This is a genomic window from Sphingorhabdus sp. EL138, from assembly GCF_945862485.1.
In the GTDB taxonomy this organism is placed as follows: domain Bacteria; phylum Pseudomonadota; class Alphaproteobacteria; order Sphingomonadales; family Sphingomonadaceae; genus Sphingorhabdus_B.
Window position 1 is genome coordinate 22,435 of record NZ_CAMAYF010000019.1, and the last position, 18,481, is coordinate 40,915.

An 18,481-nucleotide genomic window follows, 5' to 3' on the forward strand; every position below is an offset into this window, starting at 1 on the left:
TTGATCGCAACAAAAGGCTGGCTGGACTCCAAGCCGCCCGCCATGTGTGATGGACCTAAGGAAGTCTTGAGACCCGAGAATGTGGACCTTAACCGCATAGGCGCGCGCCAGTCGAGCTATTTTTGCCACCTCTTGGTCTCTATTTTACAACACTTTACAGTTAGTATACAATCTAGTAATACAGCGCTACCGAGTGACAACGCGTTTCGGCGAATGTTCTAACGATTGCCTGAGAGTGAAATATTTATTCTATTTCGAGTATTCTTTTCGGCATTTTTGATTGTGTGGGCAAATTCTGCCGCACTCGCCTCGAATACAACGGCGGGGATGGCAACTCTTTCGGGAGAAAATTGCGAACTGAGGGCAGTAGCCAATCAAGCGCCGGGTAGTGTTTTTGTCGATGACCAGCAATTGCTGTGCGGTGATGAGGTGGTGGGCCGATCTGCACGCCTGCTGTTTACCGAGAACGGCAAAGATTCCGGCAAGCCTCTGCTTGAGCGCGCTTTTGGCGCAGCAAAGGAAGAACTGCTGCGCAGTACCCGATTGAATTGCGAGCCAGAGCGATATTTGCCGCGTGATGGCAAATTTGTTCTCGCCCTGCCGTGCAGAAGTTCGACTGATGGTTGGCCAATTTTATTGCTCGCGCAGATCAGCGGTGGAACGCTGAACATCGTTCAAGGTCCTGCGTCAGCTTATCCAGCCCTATTGGCGGCGCTCGGTCTGCAGTACGATGCAAACCGAACCCTTTTAGCCGCAGAAGTCCGCGCTCTGTGGTCGGCCCCCATCGTCATCGGAAGCGAGGTCGACCAGGCATTGGTCCGTGAACTCTGGTCGGATGCTAGGCTTGCAAACAGCCGCTTTGCTTATGCCGAAGCCGAACAAGCCTTGCGCAGGGCGCTCGAAGTTCAAATTCGCATTTTTGGCGAAGATGACGTTGTAACCAATGCGCTTTTTCTCGATATGGCTATGGTAGTTGCAAATCTTGGTCGATTTGACGAGTCCGATGGCCTGCTACGTCGCGCAGCCCCAATCATAGACCGATCGCCAAGTCCCGCCGAGCGAGCCCGTCTTGCAACGTATAGGGCCTCTATATCAGCATTGCGCGGCGATTATGTAGCGGCCCGTTCAGAAGCCAGCGATGCGGTCGCGCAATGGCGCGCAATAACCGACGCGCGCCCTGTTACCGACGACACAGCTTTGGCTCGAGGGGAAATGGCCATGGCCTTGAACCTTGAGGCGTTTGTGCTGATGCGCAGCGGTGACACAACCAGCGCCAATGTGCTTGCAAGCCAAGCGTTACTGGCGCTGGCGGCCGCGCCTGCAACGCCGGTTTGGTGGCGCGCGGATATAATGGGTGTGCTCGGCGAAACCAGCCTGTCCGATGGTCGGCTCGCTGCTGCCGAAACTTACTTCAAGACCGCCATCAAGATCCGCAAAGATGCGTTTGGTGAAGGCGCAGGTACCCTAAGATTACGCACGGCGCTGGCGCGCGCCTACCAAGCAGAGGACATGAATACAAACGCCATCATTGCTTATCGGGAAGCACTTACCCTCGCCCGCGGACTGCCGCGCGACAGTTTGCCGTTCACCGATGAAGACTTAATGCCGCTGGCAGCGGCAGTTGTAAATTTTAGCGCAGGTGTTACCGACGAGAAGCAACGTCAGGGTTTGTTTACCGAAGTTTTTGACGCCTTTCAATTTGCCCGCAAGCCCGGCCGCGACCGTACAGTTGCCTTAACGGCCATGCGGCTTTCGTCAGCATCTGTCGAATTGTCGGCCCTATTGCGGCGCATTGACGACGAGAGCCGTGAGATGGCCCGTATGCAAAGTGAATTGGCGCAACAGCAAGCGCTTGCTGCCGATGACCGCAACCCTGAAGCAGAAGATGCGCTCATTGCTCAGATCGCAGCGCAAGCGCCTCGTATCGTTGCATCTCGTGCAGAAGTTGCCACGCGATTTCCTGACTATCAAGCTCTGACAGAAGGAAAATTGCCGCAGATCGACGATGTGCGTTCGCGGCTGGAGGACGATGAGGCCCTGGTTACCTTCCTGCTTGGCCGCGACAAGTCATTTGTTCAGCTCATAAGGCGTGATGGAACGATCGTTGCGGAAGTCCCAGCTGGCGCGGACGACATCGCCGCAAGTGTAAAAAACTTGCGACGCGGACTTGAAATCGAGGGTCGCTCGGTTGCTGATTTCGATCTCCAAACTGCGCATCAACTGTTTTCCCAATTGCTTGGCCCGGTCGTCTCAAGACTCGGCGGAATAAAGCGTCTGATTATCGTGCCATCGGGGGCTTTGGCGAGCCTGCCATTTGGTCTACTGGTCACTGAGCCGGTAGAGAACAAAACCTACAGCAGTGCCGCTTGGCTTTCCCGCCAATTTGCTATCACCAACAGCCCGTCAATCGCCAGTTTCATCGCGCTTCGCTCAACGCGACTTGTAGGCAAGCCGCGCCAACTTCTGCTGGCCGTCGCCAACCCGGTGCTCGCGCCCATACCGAGTAAGGGGCCCACAGGTGCGAAAGCGACACGTGCAGGGTTTGCCGGCCTGTTAAGCAGCTGCCGCAAGGATGCCCCTGCATCACCCGAAACACTTCGCATGCTGACATCATTGCCCGAAACCGCTAGCGAGGTTGCTGCAGTCGCGGCAGCACTCAAAGCACCTGACGCAGAAATCATGCTCGCCGAGAATGCAACTGAGGCCAATCTGCGCAGCAAGTCTCTGTCGGACTATCGCATATTGTATTTCGCCACCCATGGCGTCTTACCTGGCGAACTGAAATGCGAATCTGAACCGGGGCTCGTGCTCACACCCCCTGCCACAATTGCGGCAACGCGCTCAACCGACGGATTGCTTGACGCCAGCGAGATCGCTGCGCTGGAACTGCGCGCCGACCTCGTCGTGCTGTCAGCGTGTAATACCGCCTCGGACGGCAACGGAAAACTGGGCGGCGAGACCCTCTCGGGGTTAGCCGAAGCCTTTTTCTATGCCGGCGCCCGCAGTCTGCTGGTCAGTCACTGGCAGGTGCCGTCCGCGGCAACCGCGCGTTTAATGATCGATGTGTTTAAGGCCGTCGGCGCCGACCCTGACTTGTCGATAGATAAAGCCCTTGCCCAAGCGCAACTTAAGGCAATAGCAAACCCGGCCTCGTCTCACCCCTTCTTCTGGGGGGCATTTGTGTTAATCGGCGACGGTGCATCGTCTCCGCTTAACGAGAGATCTGCGACATGAATTGGAAGTCGCTCGGTTTGGGGCTTGCGCTCGTCATTGCCTGGCCCACCCTTGCAACGCCGATGATCGTCGTTGAAGCGCGTGGTGGTGGCCTAAAGCCAGGGATGCGAATCGACAGCGCGCGCACGGTTAAGCTCGTAGAGGGCGAAAAAATAGTTCTCGTCGCGCCGGATGGCCGGATGTCCACATTGCGTGGCCCCTATTCTGGTCCGGCAGTCCGCAACGCTGGATCAGTTCAAAATCCACGCACAGCTTTGGCAGCGCTCATAGCCACCCGTAACGATCGTGCTAGCTCCGTCGGGGCAGTTCGGTCCGGAGCAAGTGCCGCGCCATTGCCCGAGCCTTGGCTTATCGACATCTCGCGCGGCGGAGACCGTTGCCTAAAAGAAGGCGAAAAGCCAGTCTGGTGGCGTCCTGAGAGCCTTCCCGAACAGGCCTTTTCAGTATTTCCCATTGATCGCTCGTGGCGCGCAGATTATATATGGAAGCAGGCTACAGATCGCATGACACCTCCCGATGTTGTCGGGCTTGACGATTTAAAAACTTTCATAATCCGTGCAGATGGTCAGGAATATCCCCTGCGTATCAGCATTATACCGCGTGATATAGACGACCCTCTGGTGGTCAGCGCCTGGATGCTGGAAAAGGCATGCGTTCAGCAAGCCGACGCATATCTAAGGGCGATCGGCAAAAATCTTGACGAGCGCGCACCGTCGCAAGGCAATATCGAAACGCAGGCAGGGGCGCTACAAAGATGAAACCTACAACCCGGCAGGTCTTGGCCGCAGTCGCGATTGCATTCGCCGCTGCGTTTCTCAGCGGTAGCAGCGTCCACTTCATTGCGCCGCTGGCAAATCTGGAAACAAAGCTTGCTGATATCCGTGTCGCAGCGATGCAGCCGGCGATGCCGCCATCTTCGGATGTTGTCGTCGTCGCCATCGACGAGGCAACGCTGGCCGCATTTCCATATCGCTCGCCCGTTGATCGCGGACTTGTTGCGGATTTGATCGAACAACTCGAAGCCAAGGGTGCCGCCGCCATCGGGGTCGACGTTATTGTCGATCAACCGACGGAAGCCGCAAAGGATGAACGGCTTCGCAAGGTTATCCAATCGACCAAAACGCCACTGGCCTTCAGCTTCAGTTCGGCCCCGAACGTCGTTAATGCCGAGCAGCTTGCCTATATGGAGGCGTTTATTCCGGAGGATAAGCGCGCAGAAGCAAATCTGCTGACCGACCCGTTTGACGGGTTGGTTCGCCGCATCAACCCCGGCGGCACTGTCGTTGATGGACAGCGCGTTGACACCCCTAAGAATCCCGCAGGCTTTGTGCGGAAGCTTTCCGGAATGCGCGGCACAAAGGCGCCGATGGTTCCCGTCGACATCGCCTGGCGCGCGCAGCCAGATGCCGAAAATACACCCTTTCCGACTTTTTCCGCTACTTATCTGCCGTACTTGCCGGCCGAGCTTATCAAGGGCAAGATCGTTTTAATCGGGGCAGTTTTGTCGATCACAGACCGCCATCGCACTCCATTATCCATTATTGACGATGGCGACCGGGGCAATATGCCGGGTGTGATGATCCAGGCCCACGGCATTACGCAGATGCTGGAAGGACGGCGTCCGCCTACGGTGCCTTTAGAATGGACCATCGGCCTGTTGACCCTTTTCGCCATAATAGGCACAGGATTAAGCCTGTTACGAATGGGCATTGTTTTCAATGTTGGTATCAGCCTCGCAATTACGATTGGATATTGGGTCGGTGCGATACTGGGTTTCGGCAAAGGGCTGCCAATGCTGCCGCTTTTTGGGCCGACACTGGCGCTGTTCCTTGCGTTATGGATGATGGACCTGATCATTGGGCGTGGGGAACGCAAGCAGCGCGAATTTATTCAAAGCACGTTTTCGCGGTATGTCTCGCCAGCAGTGGTCGACCAGTTGATCGCCGATCCGAGCGCGGTGCAAGTGTCGGGTTCTAAGCGGGACGCGACGTTCATCTTCACCGATATCGCTGGCTTCACCACATTGTCTGAAAAATTGGAGGCTGAGGAACTCTCTGAAGTTTTAAACCAATATCTCGACGGCGCGTGCGAAATCATCCTGAAACATGCCGGCACAATCGACAAATTCATTGGCGATGCCATTATGGCGATCTTCAATGCTCCGATACCGCAGCCCGATCATGCTGCGCGTGGAATTCGTTGCGCGCTTGAACTCGATGCTTATGCCGAGGCTTTCCGAAAGGACTGCAACGCCCGAGATATTCCTCTTGGTGTCACCCGCATAGGCATTCATAGCGGTCTATCCATCATCGGTAACTTTGGTTCTCAATCGCGTATGGATTTCACCGCGCTTGGCGACACAGTAAACACCGCCGCGCGGACGGAGGGCGTCAACAAATATTTCGGCACACGTATCTGTTGCACGCAACAGGTCGTCGACCAATGCCCAGATCTCGAATTTCGACCGATTGGCGACATTGTGCTTAAAGGCAAGGTGCAGGCAACGTGCCTTTATACCCCTGTGGCCGCTTCCGATGGGCCTGAACTGATTGCAGGTTATCGCCGAGCCTACGCCTTGCTTGAAGCCAGCAATCCCGACGCTGTCGAATGTATGGCGAGCCTTTCCAAGGATTATCCGGAAGATCCCGTTATCCGTTTCCATCAGGATCGGATTGCAGACGGGCTGCTTTCCTCGCGTGTGGTGATGGATGACAAATAAACGCCAAGCTTGGGCCTATGCTGTCCCTATATTTTACGTTGCACCGATCTTGATGGCGATGCACGCCACGCCTGTCTTCGCCCAAATAACCCGGCCACCGCCACAGGCCGAAATTTCGCGCCAGCGGATCCAACCGCTGCCCCTCCCAGACACGCCATTGCAACTACGCATTCAGAACCCTGAAAAGGCGAGCGTTCCAAGAGCCGTCGATGAGATTGTATTTTCGATTAACCGTATCAAAGTAACCGGTGCGACGCATTTCCCGGAAGCGCGCTGGCGCACGATTTTTGCCTCGCTTGAAGGCCAGAAAATCGTTTTGAGCGACCTGCGTGAGGCCGCCGATAAACTTGAAAATCTCTATCGTGCCGATGGCTTTTTTCTGACCCGGGTTTTCATCGCTCCGCAAGAGGTGCGCGACGGCACACTTGAAGTACAGGTAGTTGAAGGGTTCTTAGCCAACGCTTTTGTCCAGGCACCTAACGATCCCAGCCGAAAGCTTACGCAGACACTAATTACCCCGGTGTTAAGCCAGCGCCCAGTGCGCTTCCTTGATCTTGAACAAAGGCTGCTCCTGCTAAATGATACACCAGGCATGGCCGTGACAAGCGTGCTGCGTCCAGGGGGCGTGCTGGGCAGTAGCGACATTTTGCTGACAGCCGTAAAGCCGCCAAGAACTGCCTTTGCCGCTGTCGACAATTCGGGTTCCGACGTCGTGGGCCCCATCAATTATTCGCTTGGCACAACGATCTTTCAGCCCTTTGGCAGGCCCGGAGCGCTTGACCTATCGCTGGCAATGTCCGGAGAAGGTTTTAGAGAGCTGCAGGCAGTAAGCGGACGATATGCAACACCGCTTGGCAATAATGGAGCGGTGGGCAGCATCGGCGCGCTTGTCGCGCACGCCGCGCCGGGCGGACCGATTCGTGATCTTGATGTGCAAAGTAAATCGGGTTCGTTGAGCGCAAGTTTGCGCGTGCCGTTGCTTCGATCCCGGGCCAATTCCATCTATCTTGATGCTGGGATGACGCTGAACCGCAGCTTTGTCAAGGCGTTGGGCACAGAGATTAACGACGACAGGAGTACGGTTGCCAGCCTTGGCCTACAGTGGCGACAGATCGGCTGGCTGGCTGGCGACATGACATTTGGCGTTAACCTGCTACATGGCCTTGACCTGTTCGGTGCAAACAATGCCAATGCGCCTTTGCCGTCGGTCCTTGGGTTTAATCCCCACTTTCTGCGGGCGACCTATCAATTCCAGCGCAATCAGCAAATCCGTGGCCCGATCGGCGCGAGCATGGCATTGCAAGGCCAATATACAGCCAACCGCCTGCTCTCGGGGGAGCAAATCTCCTTTGGCGGGAGCAGCATCGGGCGCGGCTATGATCCATCATCAGTGACCGGCGAGCGCGGCATTGGGGTAATTGGTGAACTGCATGCATCACTTCCGGGCGTGCAGGTGCCCAACCTCATTGAGGGGGTCCAAGTCTATGCTTTTGCCGACTGGGCGCGAACCACGGCGCTCGCCTATGAGGAAACGCCCAAACAAAGCGCGGCCATTTCCTCGCTCGGAGTTGGAGCGCGGTTCACGCTGCTACGTCAGTTGTCGGTCGACACGCAGTTCTCTTCGGCGCGCCGCGCGCTGCCGGACAGCGTCAAAGGCGACGGCCGCTTCACGATCAGCGCAATTTTGCAGTTTTGAAAGACGATGTCATGACCAGCGCAAAAATTCGATCCGCCAATAATTGTCGAACATGCCGTCCGGCTATTCGCCGGCTGTCGTATCGGGCAACACTGGCGTTAGCGGTCGGCCTGCCTGCACTGGCCGCCGCCAATGCTGAGGAGGTGCCGTTCACGGTAGCACAAGGAAGTGCCACATTTGCTAGCGGCTCCGCTAGCAGCGGAAACAATGGGACTTTCACGGTTACACAGACTACCCGCCGAGCGGTGCTCGACTGGTCACGCATCCTTTTGCAAGCGGGCGAGACCTTAAACTTTGTCCAGCCTGATAGTCATTCGATCACGCTTAACCGAAGCAGCGGGTCCGCAGAGTTCCAAATCGACGGCACTATTAATGCGAATGGCCAAGTCTGGCTTCTCAACCCCAATGGCACGGTCATAGGCGCCACAGGCCGCGTCAATGCCGCCGGGTTCCTTGCCACCACGGCCAGCATCGATCCTGTTTCCTTCATGAACAACAGCTCCGGGCGTTTTGTATTTTCTGGCGCAACCAACGCGGCCATCATCAATTATGGCCAGATCAACGTGCCATCGGGATATGCCGTGCTTGCTGGCAGGAATGTCGCGAACATCAGTTCCACTGCCACCAACGAAGCGCTCATAAGCGCACGTTTGGGCAAGGTCGCCTTAGGTGCAGGCCGAGACTTTACCATTGACTTTGCAGGTAATGGGCTGGTGTCATTCCTGGTGGCCGACCCGGACCCGGCGAGTGCCACAGGTAGCAATTTCTCAAACAGTGTCTCAAATGGCGGCAGAATTTTAGCCGATGGCGGCACGATCCTTATGACGATTCGCAGCGCTGTCGACATTATCGGCAACGTCATCAATAACAAGGGCATCGTGCAGGCTCAGACCGTCAACAACAATGGTGGCGTGATAACCCTCGATGCAGGCCCTAGAGGACAGATATCTGTCGACAACTTTTCCTCCGGCAACACTTCCGTCGGCGGTGTTATCGATGCCACCGGTGCTGGCGGTGTGAATGGCGGTAATATTAGCCTTACCGCTGCCGCTATCGATATTAGCGCAGCGAGCAAGATAGATGTTAGCGGCGAAAGCGGCGGCACTATAAATCTGGTGTTACCGGTTAAAAGCGTGTCAGCCACTAACAGCGTGCCACCCAACCAAAATGCCAGGACGGAGCTTAACATTGCATCAGGCGCGCAGTTGCTGGCGAATGCCGGAACCAATGGCACCGGAGGCAATATAAATCTGCGCAGTGACCTAGCCGACTCGCAATCCCTTATGCGAATTTCGGGAATTTTGCAGGCCGATGGCGGGACAAGTGGCGGCGACGGCGGAACTATCGATATTCAGGCTTACAGGCTCGAGCAAAGAATGGAGGCATCTGCCCGCGCTAAAGCCGCCAGCGGTCTGGCCGGTAACATCAACATAACCTCGGCATCGATCGATGTCCTCGGCATGACACCACTGTCTCTCGGCGACGATACAGTTAAGGCTAACGTACCCCTTGGCTTCAGTTTTAACTATAATGGTGGAGTTTATAACAGTGTCGATGTTTCATCGAACGGTTTCCTGACATTTGGTAGCCTGAATGGTGACAGCTATTGCTGCAACGGTCTTCCACTTGATAATGCCAGAACGCCGCGTAACTCGGTATTTGCGTTATGGAATGACCTGATCGATCTGACCAACCCCTATTACACGACCACAGTCCTCCCCGACGGCAGTAAACGCTTTATTCTCGGATATTATGGTACGAGAGAATATTATGATGGTAGCAATAATAGTTTCGAAATTGTTCTCGATCAAAATGGTCGAATTCAGTTTAACTACGGTGATATCAAAATTCTAAATCACTCTGTAACGGCAGGCGTCACTAGGACAGGACCCACGGAGTTCACGGAGCTGTTTCGTGGCACGCAAGACGCCACCACAGGCCTGCTCGATGCAAGCCTGCTCGCAGGTTTTGCCAACAAGTCATTCGAATATAATAATGGCGCATTTCGGTCGCTGAGTTCGGTTCCGATGGTTCCGAAGGGCCATAATATAATATTGGCATCTCAGGTCGAAACATGGCTCAATAGCGGAACAAATGTGACGCTACGCGCGCAAAGTCAAACGTCCGCAACTACTGGTGGAACTGCAACAACCGGTGGAACCGCATCAGCCGGTGCAACCGCGGCTGCTGATGGAAATGTGACGATCTATGCGTTCAACAACAAAAGTGCCGGCCCTCTTACAAAATTGTCGCTTGGCGCCACCGGCGATGTGGTAATCGCAAGCGGAGTTAACATCACGGCGCAATCGGGCCTGTCCGTCGCGCTGCAATCCGACAGCAATCAGAATGGCTCTGGCAGCGTCAAACTTGCAGGGACGATCGACACCGGCGAAACGGCTCAGGCTGGAAATGCTGCATCCATCCTTATCAACGGCAACGTCAAACTTGGTGGTAATAGTGCGCTCATTTCGAAGGGCTCCGTTGTCATAACAGGCGGCATCAGCCGCGATGCGGGCGGATCTACCCCCGTCAATCTAACGGTCGACGCTGCAGATCTGAACGCCGGATCCGTCGATCTTGGCCAAACGGGACAACTTGATCTAAAGCTGGCCGGAACACTCGGTAGGGAAAGCAAAATCAACGGCGCAATAGTGGCGGCATCGCTGACCAAGTCAGGCATTGGTCAGCTTGGCCTGTTTGGCGATAATGTTGGCCTGGGCGCAATCACCTTCAGGGATGGGACATTGATGGTCGCACCAACCGGCAACCTCGGAAACGGCCTCCTGACGTTGGGCGATAGCAACAGCAATGGTGAAACGATCTTGCGCTTGGCCGCGCCACAAGACATCGAGATTGTACAGTCAATTTCGCTGGCTGGAAATTCTCAGATCGAAGCAGTAGGCCGACTGACGATGCGTGGGGCGATCAATGGCAACCACGGCCTCACCATAACAGGCGATAGCGACATAACCCTTAACGCCGCGATCGGGGTTTCCTCGCCGCTGGCGACATTTAAAAGCTATTCGGCCAAAACTTTGACACTCGGCCCCCTCGCCACAATCGCAACCGTCGGCGACATAAAGATTGGCGGCGCGAGACGTTTCGTTAACACTGCCACCGATGTTGCGCCGCTAAAACCGGGAACACGCTGGTTGATCGGGAGTGGCAATACCAATCCCTTCGGCGGTGACACCCCGGATGTCATCGGCGGGTTGCTGCACGATTTTCGTGTGTATGGCCTAAGTCAGGAGCAGGCGCTTGGAAGTGTGCCGCTGCCGGTGCTGCCAAGCGGCAATGGCCTCGCTTATAGTCTGCAGCCTTCTCTGTCGTTGTCGGTCACCGGTGGCATTACAAAAACCTATGACGGCTCGACCGCAATTCCGACCGGCCCTATTGCTTTTGTTGGCAATGGACTTCTTCACAACGATCGGTTCACGGTCAGCAACGTTACCGGAAGCTTCGCCAGTGCCAATGCCGGCACCCATGCAATCTTACTCCCCGACCTCATCATCAACACGACAGACAGCAGCGGCAAGCCCGTGTTCGGCTACCGGATCGACGCGAGCCAGTTAATGACGGGCAGCATCACGCCGGCGACGCTGGCGGTCACCGCCGATGCGTTGAGCATTGTGTATGGCGACGCAGTTCCGGCGTTGACCTTCACCAGCCGGGGCTTTGTCGGCACCGACAGCGCCAGCCTGCTCACAGGCAGTCTCAACCGTGCCTCAGGTCTCGATGCGACGCGCTATGGCATAGGTCTCGGAACGCTGTCAGCCGGCAACAACTATGTCATCAATTACACCGGCGCCGATCTCGTCATCACTCCGCGCCCGCTTTCGGTGGCGCTCACCGGCAATATCACGCGCACCTATGACGGCACTACTACCGCCACGCTGGCCGCGAACAGCTATGCCCTAACCGGCTTTACCAGCGGCGAAGGTGCCAGCATCACCCGCACGCAAGGCGTCTATGACAGCAAGGATGTAGGCACTGCCAAAACGGTCACTTTCTCGCTGCAGCCGAGCGATTTTAGCGCCAGCGGCGCGACACGCCTCTCCAACTATGTCCTGCCAACAACAGCAACTGGCAACATCGGCAGCATCACGCCGGCGACGCTGGCGGTCATCGCCGATGCGTTGAGCATTGTGTATGGCACAGCAGTTCCGGCGCTGACATTCACCAGCCGGGGCTTTGTCGGCACCGACAGTGCCAGCCTGCTCACAGGCAGTCTCAACCGTGCCTCAGGTCTCGATGTGGGGCGCTATGGCATAGGTCTCGGAACGCTGTCAGCCGGCAACAACTATGTCATCAATTACACCGGCGCCGATCTCGTCATCACCCAGTCGGTCGCCTCGGTTGTAGCCGCAGTGACCAGCAGCATTACCGTGCCAAAGGCGCCAACACCAGTTGCCGCTCCAACGCCAGTCGCAGCGCCAAAGGCGCCAACACCAGTTGCTGCTCCGACGCCGGTTGCAGCGCCAGCACCGGCTGCAGCACCAGCACCAGCACCAACTGCCGCGCCAGCTCCAACTGCCGCGCCGGCACCAACTGCCGGGCCGGCACCAGCGCCAGCCGCCGACGCACCAGCTCCAGCTCCAGCCGCCGACGCACCAGCTCCAGCGCCAGCCGCCGACGCACCAGCGCCAGCTCCAGCGCCAGCCGCGACCCCCGCGCCAGCCCCCGCCGCCGCTTCACCTCCTGCCCCCAGTCAGCCTGCCCCTCCAACAGTAGAAGCGCCCGTCGCAATTGCCAGCGCCCCCCCTCCAGTGGTCGTCGTGGCGGTTGCAGCCCAACGGGTCGAGAGCAGCCCGCCTTCCCCGGTTGCCACCCAACCAGATCCCACGCCGGCCGACCCCGTGGATAAAAGCGATCCTATCTTGCAGTTGGCGTCTGGGCCGACTGAAATCACTGCAGCCGTCTCGCAAGCGAAAGGCGCCCTTCAACAGCTAAGTCCCGAAATTTTCCTCACAACGCGCGTGACACCGCCCCCCGCTCTTAAGAGCGCAGGCACCCCTCGTTATTCGATGCTCGGACTTGCGATGTAGGGTTCGCCCACGGCGATAAAAAGGCGCAGTCCACTCTGCTCCAGCGGTTTGGAGGTTGATCAAAGGAAGTAAAGTAAGGCTTCGGCTTTCCTGCTGTTGTCAGCCATCATCGTCGACCAAAAAACAAGGCTCAGCCGGCCTTTGCCGCATGGCTGTCATTACAATTTTGGTTACTATCGCCAAAATCGTTTACTTGCAGCCCAACTATCTTGGTTCCCCGGCCTTAACCCCAACTGCAACATTAAAAGAGGTCTGGTCTAGTCAACGGGATTGACCTCCCGCCCCCTTCACAACAAAGCAGAGTTACATCGAAGGTTTATAAAATATAATTTTTTCAGTTAGTTATTAAGATTTTTGCTGCGTTTGCGCGGATTCTACCTGCAACGCTTTTGCAGCTTTTAATTGCGTCTCAATGTTAACTTTCCATTTCGCATCTGGTGTCGCGAGCGTAAGGGTTTTTTCCCACAAGAGAACACCACCATTTAGGTCACCGCTAATCATGCGGGCAAGGCCTGCGAAATAATATGGCGCGGGGTGCTTAGGCTGGATGGCGCGCGCTTTGTCGAAGGCCAACTGCGCCGGAGGGGACATCTGCCCTTCACTCGCCAGCATCAGCTGTAGTCCAAGCGCAGACCAAAGATCCGGATTTTTCGGGTCACTGCGAAGTCCCGACTGAATATAGGATGCGGCTGATGCATAATCCCCTTGCTTGGCAAATGAATCGGCAGTGACTAACCAGCGTTTTGCGCCACCGAAACTTTGGTCCATGTCAGCGCGGATATCGATAAGCTGCGTTGCACCGACCTCACTAGCCGCTAGGGACTTGGCGGGTGAAGATGGTGCTGATGGGCGCCCCTGCAGAGCATAGCCCGTCATGCCCAATAACACGGCGGCAGCGGCAATTTGCCAAAGCCCCTTTGACGAACGCACAAACCAGGTCAGCACTGACAGGCTGAGGACGGACAAGAGGCCAAGTACAATCCAACCGTTCATGTCCGCCTCCGAAACAGCCCGCGCGCTAGCCAAAACGACACAAAGAGCAAGATAAGTGGTGTAAGCCAGAGCAATAGCCCAGCGCCCTTGAAATCGGGTTCAAAGCTAACCCACTCGCCATAACGTTCGATCATCCAGACACGGATAGCCTCGGGCTTTCGTCCGGCGACAATTTGTTGGCGCACTTCGGCACGCATCGTTGCAGCCATCGATGCGTCGCTGTCGGCGATGGACTGGCCTTGGCACTGGATACAGCGCAAACTATGCATCAGGCGCATGGCCTCCGCCTCTTTCGCGGGATCGGGAAGCTGACGGTTTGCCAAGGCAGGCGTTGGCCCGCTGCCTTGGGCAAAAGCGGGTGCCGCTAACATCAGCAAAATAGGGACGAATATTTTCATCTAGTCGCCTTCAATTTTTCGATGAGCATCGGAACATGCTCTGTGCGGATGTCTCCGATATGCTGGAACAATATCGTGCCATCGGCGGCGATTACATAAGTTTCAGGTACACCCGACGACCCCAGTGTAAGCTGGACCGACATTTCGCTATCGCCCCCAATGCGGCGATAGGGATTGCCAAATTCGTCCAAAAAAGCAGCGACATCTTCTGGACGATCGCGAATAGCGATCCCGTCAATCTCGACCCCAGAGGCTTCTAACGCCTCAAGCTGCGGCGCTTCGGCTTTGCAAGGGATGCACCAGCTGGCAAAAATGTTGAGCAGCCGTGGCTTCCCATCACCCATATCTGTGTTTGATAATGGCAACACGCCCTGTGTCGCGGGGGGCAAAGCAAATTCAGGAAGCTTTTGTCCAATCATCGCCGAACGGACTTGCTCGTCTTTCGGCACGACCAGACCGTAAGCCGCTAGCCCGCCAATGCATGCCGTGACTGCAAGCGGTGCCCATAAAAGCCATGACCGGTTCATTCGGCTTGCCACGCGTTTCTAGCTGGTTTTTTGGTCCGACGGAACATGCGACCCAGAAGCGCAATAGCGCCGCCGAGCGCAATCAATAATGCACCGAACCAAATGAACATCACGAACGGTTTCCACCATAAACGCACCTGCCAGCGGCCATCACCCTCTTGGTCGGGCTGGGCAATAACGGCATATAATTGGCCATTCCATCGGGTCAGCAACGCCGCCTCGCTCGTCTGCATTGGAGGCGTGAAGAAGTGGCGTGATTGCGGATGAAGCACGAATTCATTGCCATTTTTTGCAGCTACCATATCGCCTTCTACCGCAACCCAATTGTCACCGGCGACGGGGTTGACGTCGTTAAGCTTAACTTCCCAACCAGCGACCTTCGCGCTTTCGCCAGGTGCGAGCGCAGTGAGGGTTTCAGACGAAAAGCCTGATTCCGCTGCCATGCCAAATACACTGACAGCTAAACCAAAATGCGCGATGACCATGCCAAATACCGGTCCAGGCGTTCGCAGCAGCTTGCGACCCCTAAGGGGCATCCATGCCGCTACTGCGAGGGCGATGGACAATGCGATACCCAAAAGCGGGAATATCCCGATTTCTGAGGCAAATTTCCATATCGCAAGACAACTCAACAACAGAATGGCCGCCGCACCAATAAACCAATATTTGAGACGGCCCAGATCATCGCGACGCCACCGCAAAAGGGGTCCCACCAACAAAGCGAGCATCAAAAGGACTGCAACCGGAACCGTCGCCTTGTTAAAATATGGCGGACCAACGGATATCTTGTCGCCCACTGCCTCTGCCGCAAGTGGGTAGAGCGTTCCAATCAACACAACCGCCAAAATGACACTGAGGAATATATTATTTGCGACAATTCCACCTTCACGGCTGAGCAGTTGGAAAGGTTCACCCTGCTTGACTGTCCCGATACGCAACGCAAAAATGACAAATGCAAGGCCCGTGTAAAGAAGCATCAGCGCAAGAATGAACGAGCCACGTTCCGGGTCGACGGCAAAGGCATGAACGCTTGTTAATATGCCAGAGCGCACAAGGAACGTGCCTGCCATCGACATCGCAAAGGCCACCAAGGCAAGCATGATAGTCCAAGCACGCAACGCATTACGCGAGGCAAGAACACTGACCGAATGTAGCAGAGCAGTCGCCGCGAGCCAAGGCATCAACGACGCGTTTTCAACTGGATCCCAAAACCACCAGCCACCCCAGCCCAACTCATAATAAGCCCAGTAGCTTCCTGCAGCGATACCAATAGTCAGGAAAATCCATGCGCCCAACACCCATGGCCGCATAGCGCGGGCGAAGGCTGGCCCGACCTGATTGGTCAGCAATGCGCCAACTGCGAAAGAGAATGCGATCGAAAGGCCCACATAGCCGAAATATAATGTTGGCGGGTGGAACGCGAGGCCCACGTCCTGAAGTAACGGGTTGAGGCCAGCACCCGCTATCGGCGCAGGAACAAGACGTTCAAAGGGGTTTGAGGAAAACAGCAAAAACGCAAAAAAACCAAGTGCAAGAAAACCTTGCACGGCCAAGGTGGCGGAAAGCGTCTTTGCCTCAATACGTTTTTCCAGAAATGCAATCGCAGAGCCGGAAACAGACAATATCGTTACCCATAAAAGCATTGAGCCTTCATGATTACCCCAAGTGCCAGCGAGTTTGAAAATGAGCGGCTTATCAATATGGCTGTTGTTTGCGACCAAAAGCACGGACAAATCAGTAACATAAAACAACCACATAAGTGCGAAAAACGCAAAGGTACACAAGGCACCCTGCACATACGCAGCAGGCTTTATAAGTGGCACCAGCAGCCCAGTGCCCGCGCGCAACAACGTTAACCCAGCAATGAACTGAATAAGCGCCATCGACGCCGCAAGCCAAAGCGCCGCTAATCCGGCTTCTGCAATCATGTAAAAGCCCTCATTTTGCCAATGTCGTCATGGTGCAAGCGTGTCCTTCGTATAGGCGGCCGCGTTAATATCAATGTCCGCCAATTCCTTGGGCACGTAGTTTTCGTCATGCTTCGCCAGCAAACTTTCGGCGACAAACACGCGGTCAGGCCGAAGGTGGCCATCGGCAACGACGCCAGAGCCTTCGACAAACAGGTCAGGGGTAATCCCGCGATAAGCGACCTTCTGACTGCGTTCTTGGTCCTGCACAATGAACGTTATTGATACGCCGTCGCCGCCACGCACGATAGACCCCTTTTGCACCATGCCGCCTAAGCGGATCGCCTTTCCGGGCTCGACATTAGCGGCGGCCAAGGTTGTGGGCGTGTAGAAATAGGAGGCCTCTTCGCGCAAGGCTGACGCGGCGATTAGGCCAGCGCCACCCAACGCAACAACAGCAATCAGGGCCAAAAACAAACGTTGATGTTTGGGCTTCATGACCGTTCCCTAAGTGCGTCTGCCGAAGCTTCGGCCCGGCGCATGGAAAGATAGCTGGAAACGACGAGCCAAATCATCCCGACGCCCGTGACCGCGAATGACGCAATGATGAAAGGCGCGTGCGACATTAGCCTTGCGCCATCCGACGCATCCGCGCCTCAATACGCATCGCCGCCAGTGCCGCGCGCATCCGCATCAATACGAGTGCGCCAAACAGCAGACTAAAGCCCGCGACGGCGACAAACAAGGGCGCCAGATAAGCCGAATCGATCGACGATCCGCCCAGCGTAATACTCGCCCTTTGATGTTGGCTTTCCCACCAGATAACCGAACGGTTGATGATCGGAATGTTGACCGCCCCAATAACGCCAAAGACAGCCGCCACGCGGCTCGTGTCACCCTTCTCGCTTGAAGCATTAGAAAGCGCGATATATCCCAGATATAGGAAAAAGAGCACCAGCATGGACGTCAATCGACCATCCCAGACCCACCAAGTGCCCCATGTTGGCCGCCCCCAGATAGAACCTGTAATAAGGCAGATTGCCGCGAAGGTCGCACCGGGAACGGCGATAGCGCGAGCCGCAACGCCCGCCAACGGGTGCCGCCATACCAATTGCACGATGCTGGCAATCGCGATGCCCGTCCATCCGCCCATACCAAGCCACGCGGCGGGAACATGTACAAAGAGGATTTTGACGGTATCACCCATCAACCGTTCGGTCGGGATAAAAAACAAACCCCATATGCAAGCCATGAGTGTGAGCAAAAGCCCCGGCCAGAACAATGCGGGCGTAAGCGGCTTGGCAATGCGCAGGAATCGGGCAGGATTGGCGAAGCGATGCATGATTAAGCAAAGCCTCTAGCATTACAAAAGCGTTAAGCCAACGAATTCGGTGCCATCTGCCAATAAGTTTTTGTGCCATATTGTCTGCAACTTTCGCCGGTTTTTTGCCGACCGATTCGCCTCCAACCCACATAGCTGCCAACCGCTTAGCCATGGCATTAATGCGGCGGTTTATGTCTGTTGTTCCTCGTCAGCACCAACGGCACAGATTTGATGTTGTGATTTAAGGAGTGTTTTGGTTTCATCGTAGTGACGAAGGAACTAAGATGAGACCAAAACACGCTGGCCAACTGAAGGCCTCTGCCGAGCGTGTCGTGGAGGACATTCGGCGTGCAACCCGGCGGCGCATGCTGCCCGAGACTATGCGCGGCTTTCATCATTAGTATGTTAGCACCTAGGATAACATCTAGGTTGTTCCAAGCAGCTTTAGACACTAGCTATAAAGCAACTAAGGATGGTCTAAAAAATGTCGCGACGTAAAGCAGTTGTTATTGGTGCGGGTATCGGCGGCATATCATGCGCCATACGATTACAAAGCCTCGGCTTTGATACGGAAATAGTTGAGGCGTTGGATGCACCCGGCGGTCGCGCATATGTGCGCAAGGTCGATGGATTTGTGT

General features: G+C 55.8%; 13 protein-coding genes. 6 read left to right on the plus strand and 7 right to left on the minus strand.

The features are described from left to right. Positions 1-327 precede the first annotated feature (327 nt). Genes Q0O33_RS08215 through Q0O33_RS08235 form a run of 5 tightly spaced genes read left to right on the plus strand, consistent with a single transcriptional unit; the run spans position 328 to position 12,694 of the window. Positions 328-3,234 carry a CHAT domain-containing tetratricopeptide repeat protein gene (locus Q0O33_RS08215; RefSeq protein WP_295498128.1) on the plus strand — a complete coding sequence of 969 codons (2,907 nt, stop codon included), beginning with the start codon at positions 328-330 and terminating at the stop codon, positions 3,232-3,234. Beyond that, positions 3,231-3,992, plus strand: coding sequence for a hypothetical protein (locus Q0O33_RS08220; protein ID WP_295498131.1), 762 nt, complete (start codon positions 3,231-3,233; stop codon positions 3,990-3,992). Before Q0O33_RS08215 ends, Q0O33_RS08220 begins: the two co-directional genes overlap by 4 nt. Then, complete coding sequence (locus Q0O33_RS08225; protein ID WP_295498133.1) at positions 3,989-5,953, plus strand: adenylate/guanylate cyclase domain-containing protein; 1,965 nt, start codon at positions 3,989-3,991, stop codon at positions 5,951-5,953. The genes Q0O33_RS08220 and Q0O33_RS08225 overlap by 4 nt, the downstream gene beginning before the upstream one ends. Then, entirely contained in the window at positions 5,943-7,649 is a 1,707-nt protein-coding gene (locus Q0O33_RS08230; RefSeq protein WP_295498137.1) for a ShlB/FhaC/HecB family hemolysin secretion/activation protein, read from the plus strand. Before Q0O33_RS08225 ends, Q0O33_RS08230 begins: the two co-directional genes overlap by 11 nt. Positions 7,650-7,660: 11 nt before the next feature. After that, positions 7,661-12,694 carry an MBG domain-containing protein gene (locus Q0O33_RS08235; protein ID WP_295498140.1) on the plus strand — a complete coding sequence of 1,678 codons (5,034 nt, stop codon included), beginning with the start codon at positions 7,661-7,663 and terminating at the stop codon, positions 12,692-12,694. 345 nt (positions 12,695-13,039) lie between these two features. Here the strand turns inward: Q0O33_RS08235 and Q0O33_RS08240 are convergent, their stop codons facing one another. From Q0O33_RS08240 to ccmC, 7 genes are read right to left on the minus strand one after another with little or no spacing between them, the layout of a single operon-like run. Beyond that, positions 13,040-13,687: a tetratricopeptide repeat protein gene (locus Q0O33_RS08240; protein WP_295498143.1), complete on the minus strand. Its 648-nt coding sequence runs from the start codon at positions 13,685-13,687 to the stop codon at positions 13,040-13,042. Continuing rightward, positions 13,684-14,085 (minus strand): cytochrome c-type biogenesis protein, encoded by a 402-nt coding sequence (locus Q0O33_RS08245; protein WP_295498146.1) that lies wholly within the window; start codon positions 14,083-14,085, stop codon positions 13,684-13,686. The genes Q0O33_RS08240 and Q0O33_RS08245 overlap by 4 nt, the downstream gene beginning before the upstream one ends. Then, the gene (locus Q0O33_RS08250; RefSeq protein WP_295498149.1) at positions 14,082-14,612 is read right to left on the minus strand and encodes a redoxin family protein; all 531 of its coding nucleotides are present in this window, start codon (positions 14,610-14,612) and stop codon (positions 14,082-14,084) included. The genes Q0O33_RS08245 and Q0O33_RS08250 overlap by 4 nt, the downstream gene beginning before the upstream one ends. Then, positions 14,609-16,540, minus strand: coding sequence for a heme lyase CcmF/NrfE family subunit (locus Q0O33_RS08255; protein ID WP_295498152.1), 1,932 nt, complete (start codon positions 16,538-16,540; stop codon positions 14,609-14,611). The genes Q0O33_RS08250 and Q0O33_RS08255 overlap by 4 nt, the downstream gene beginning before the upstream one ends. 27 nt (positions 16,541-16,567) lie before the next feature. After that, positions 16,568-17,017 (minus strand): cytochrome c maturation protein CcmE, encoded by a 450-nt coding sequence (gene ccmE, locus Q0O33_RS08260; protein ID WP_295498155.1) that lies wholly within the window; start codon positions 17,015-17,017, stop codon positions 16,568-16,570. Continuing rightward, a complete protein-coding gene (gene ccmD, locus Q0O33_RS10725) occupies positions 17,014-17,145 on the minus strand; it encodes a heme exporter protein CcmD (protein WP_333567840.1) in 132 nt (43 codons plus the stop codon). The genes ccmE and ccmD overlap by 4 nt, the downstream gene beginning before the upstream one ends. Then, positions 17,145-17,861, minus strand: coding sequence for a heme ABC transporter permease CcmC (ccmC, locus tag Q0O33_RS08265; RefSeq protein ID WP_295498159.1), 717 nt, complete (start codon positions 17,859-17,861; stop codon positions 17,145-17,147). Before ccmC ends, ccmD begins: the two co-directional genes overlap by 1 nt. Before the next feature lie 466 nt (positions 17,862-18,327). Here ccmC and Q0O33_RS08270 point away from each other — a divergent pair. Further along, the coding region (locus tag Q0O33_RS08270; RefSeq protein WP_295498166.1) for an NAD(P)-binding protein at positions 18,328-18,481 on the plus strand (154 nt) is incomplete at its 3' end.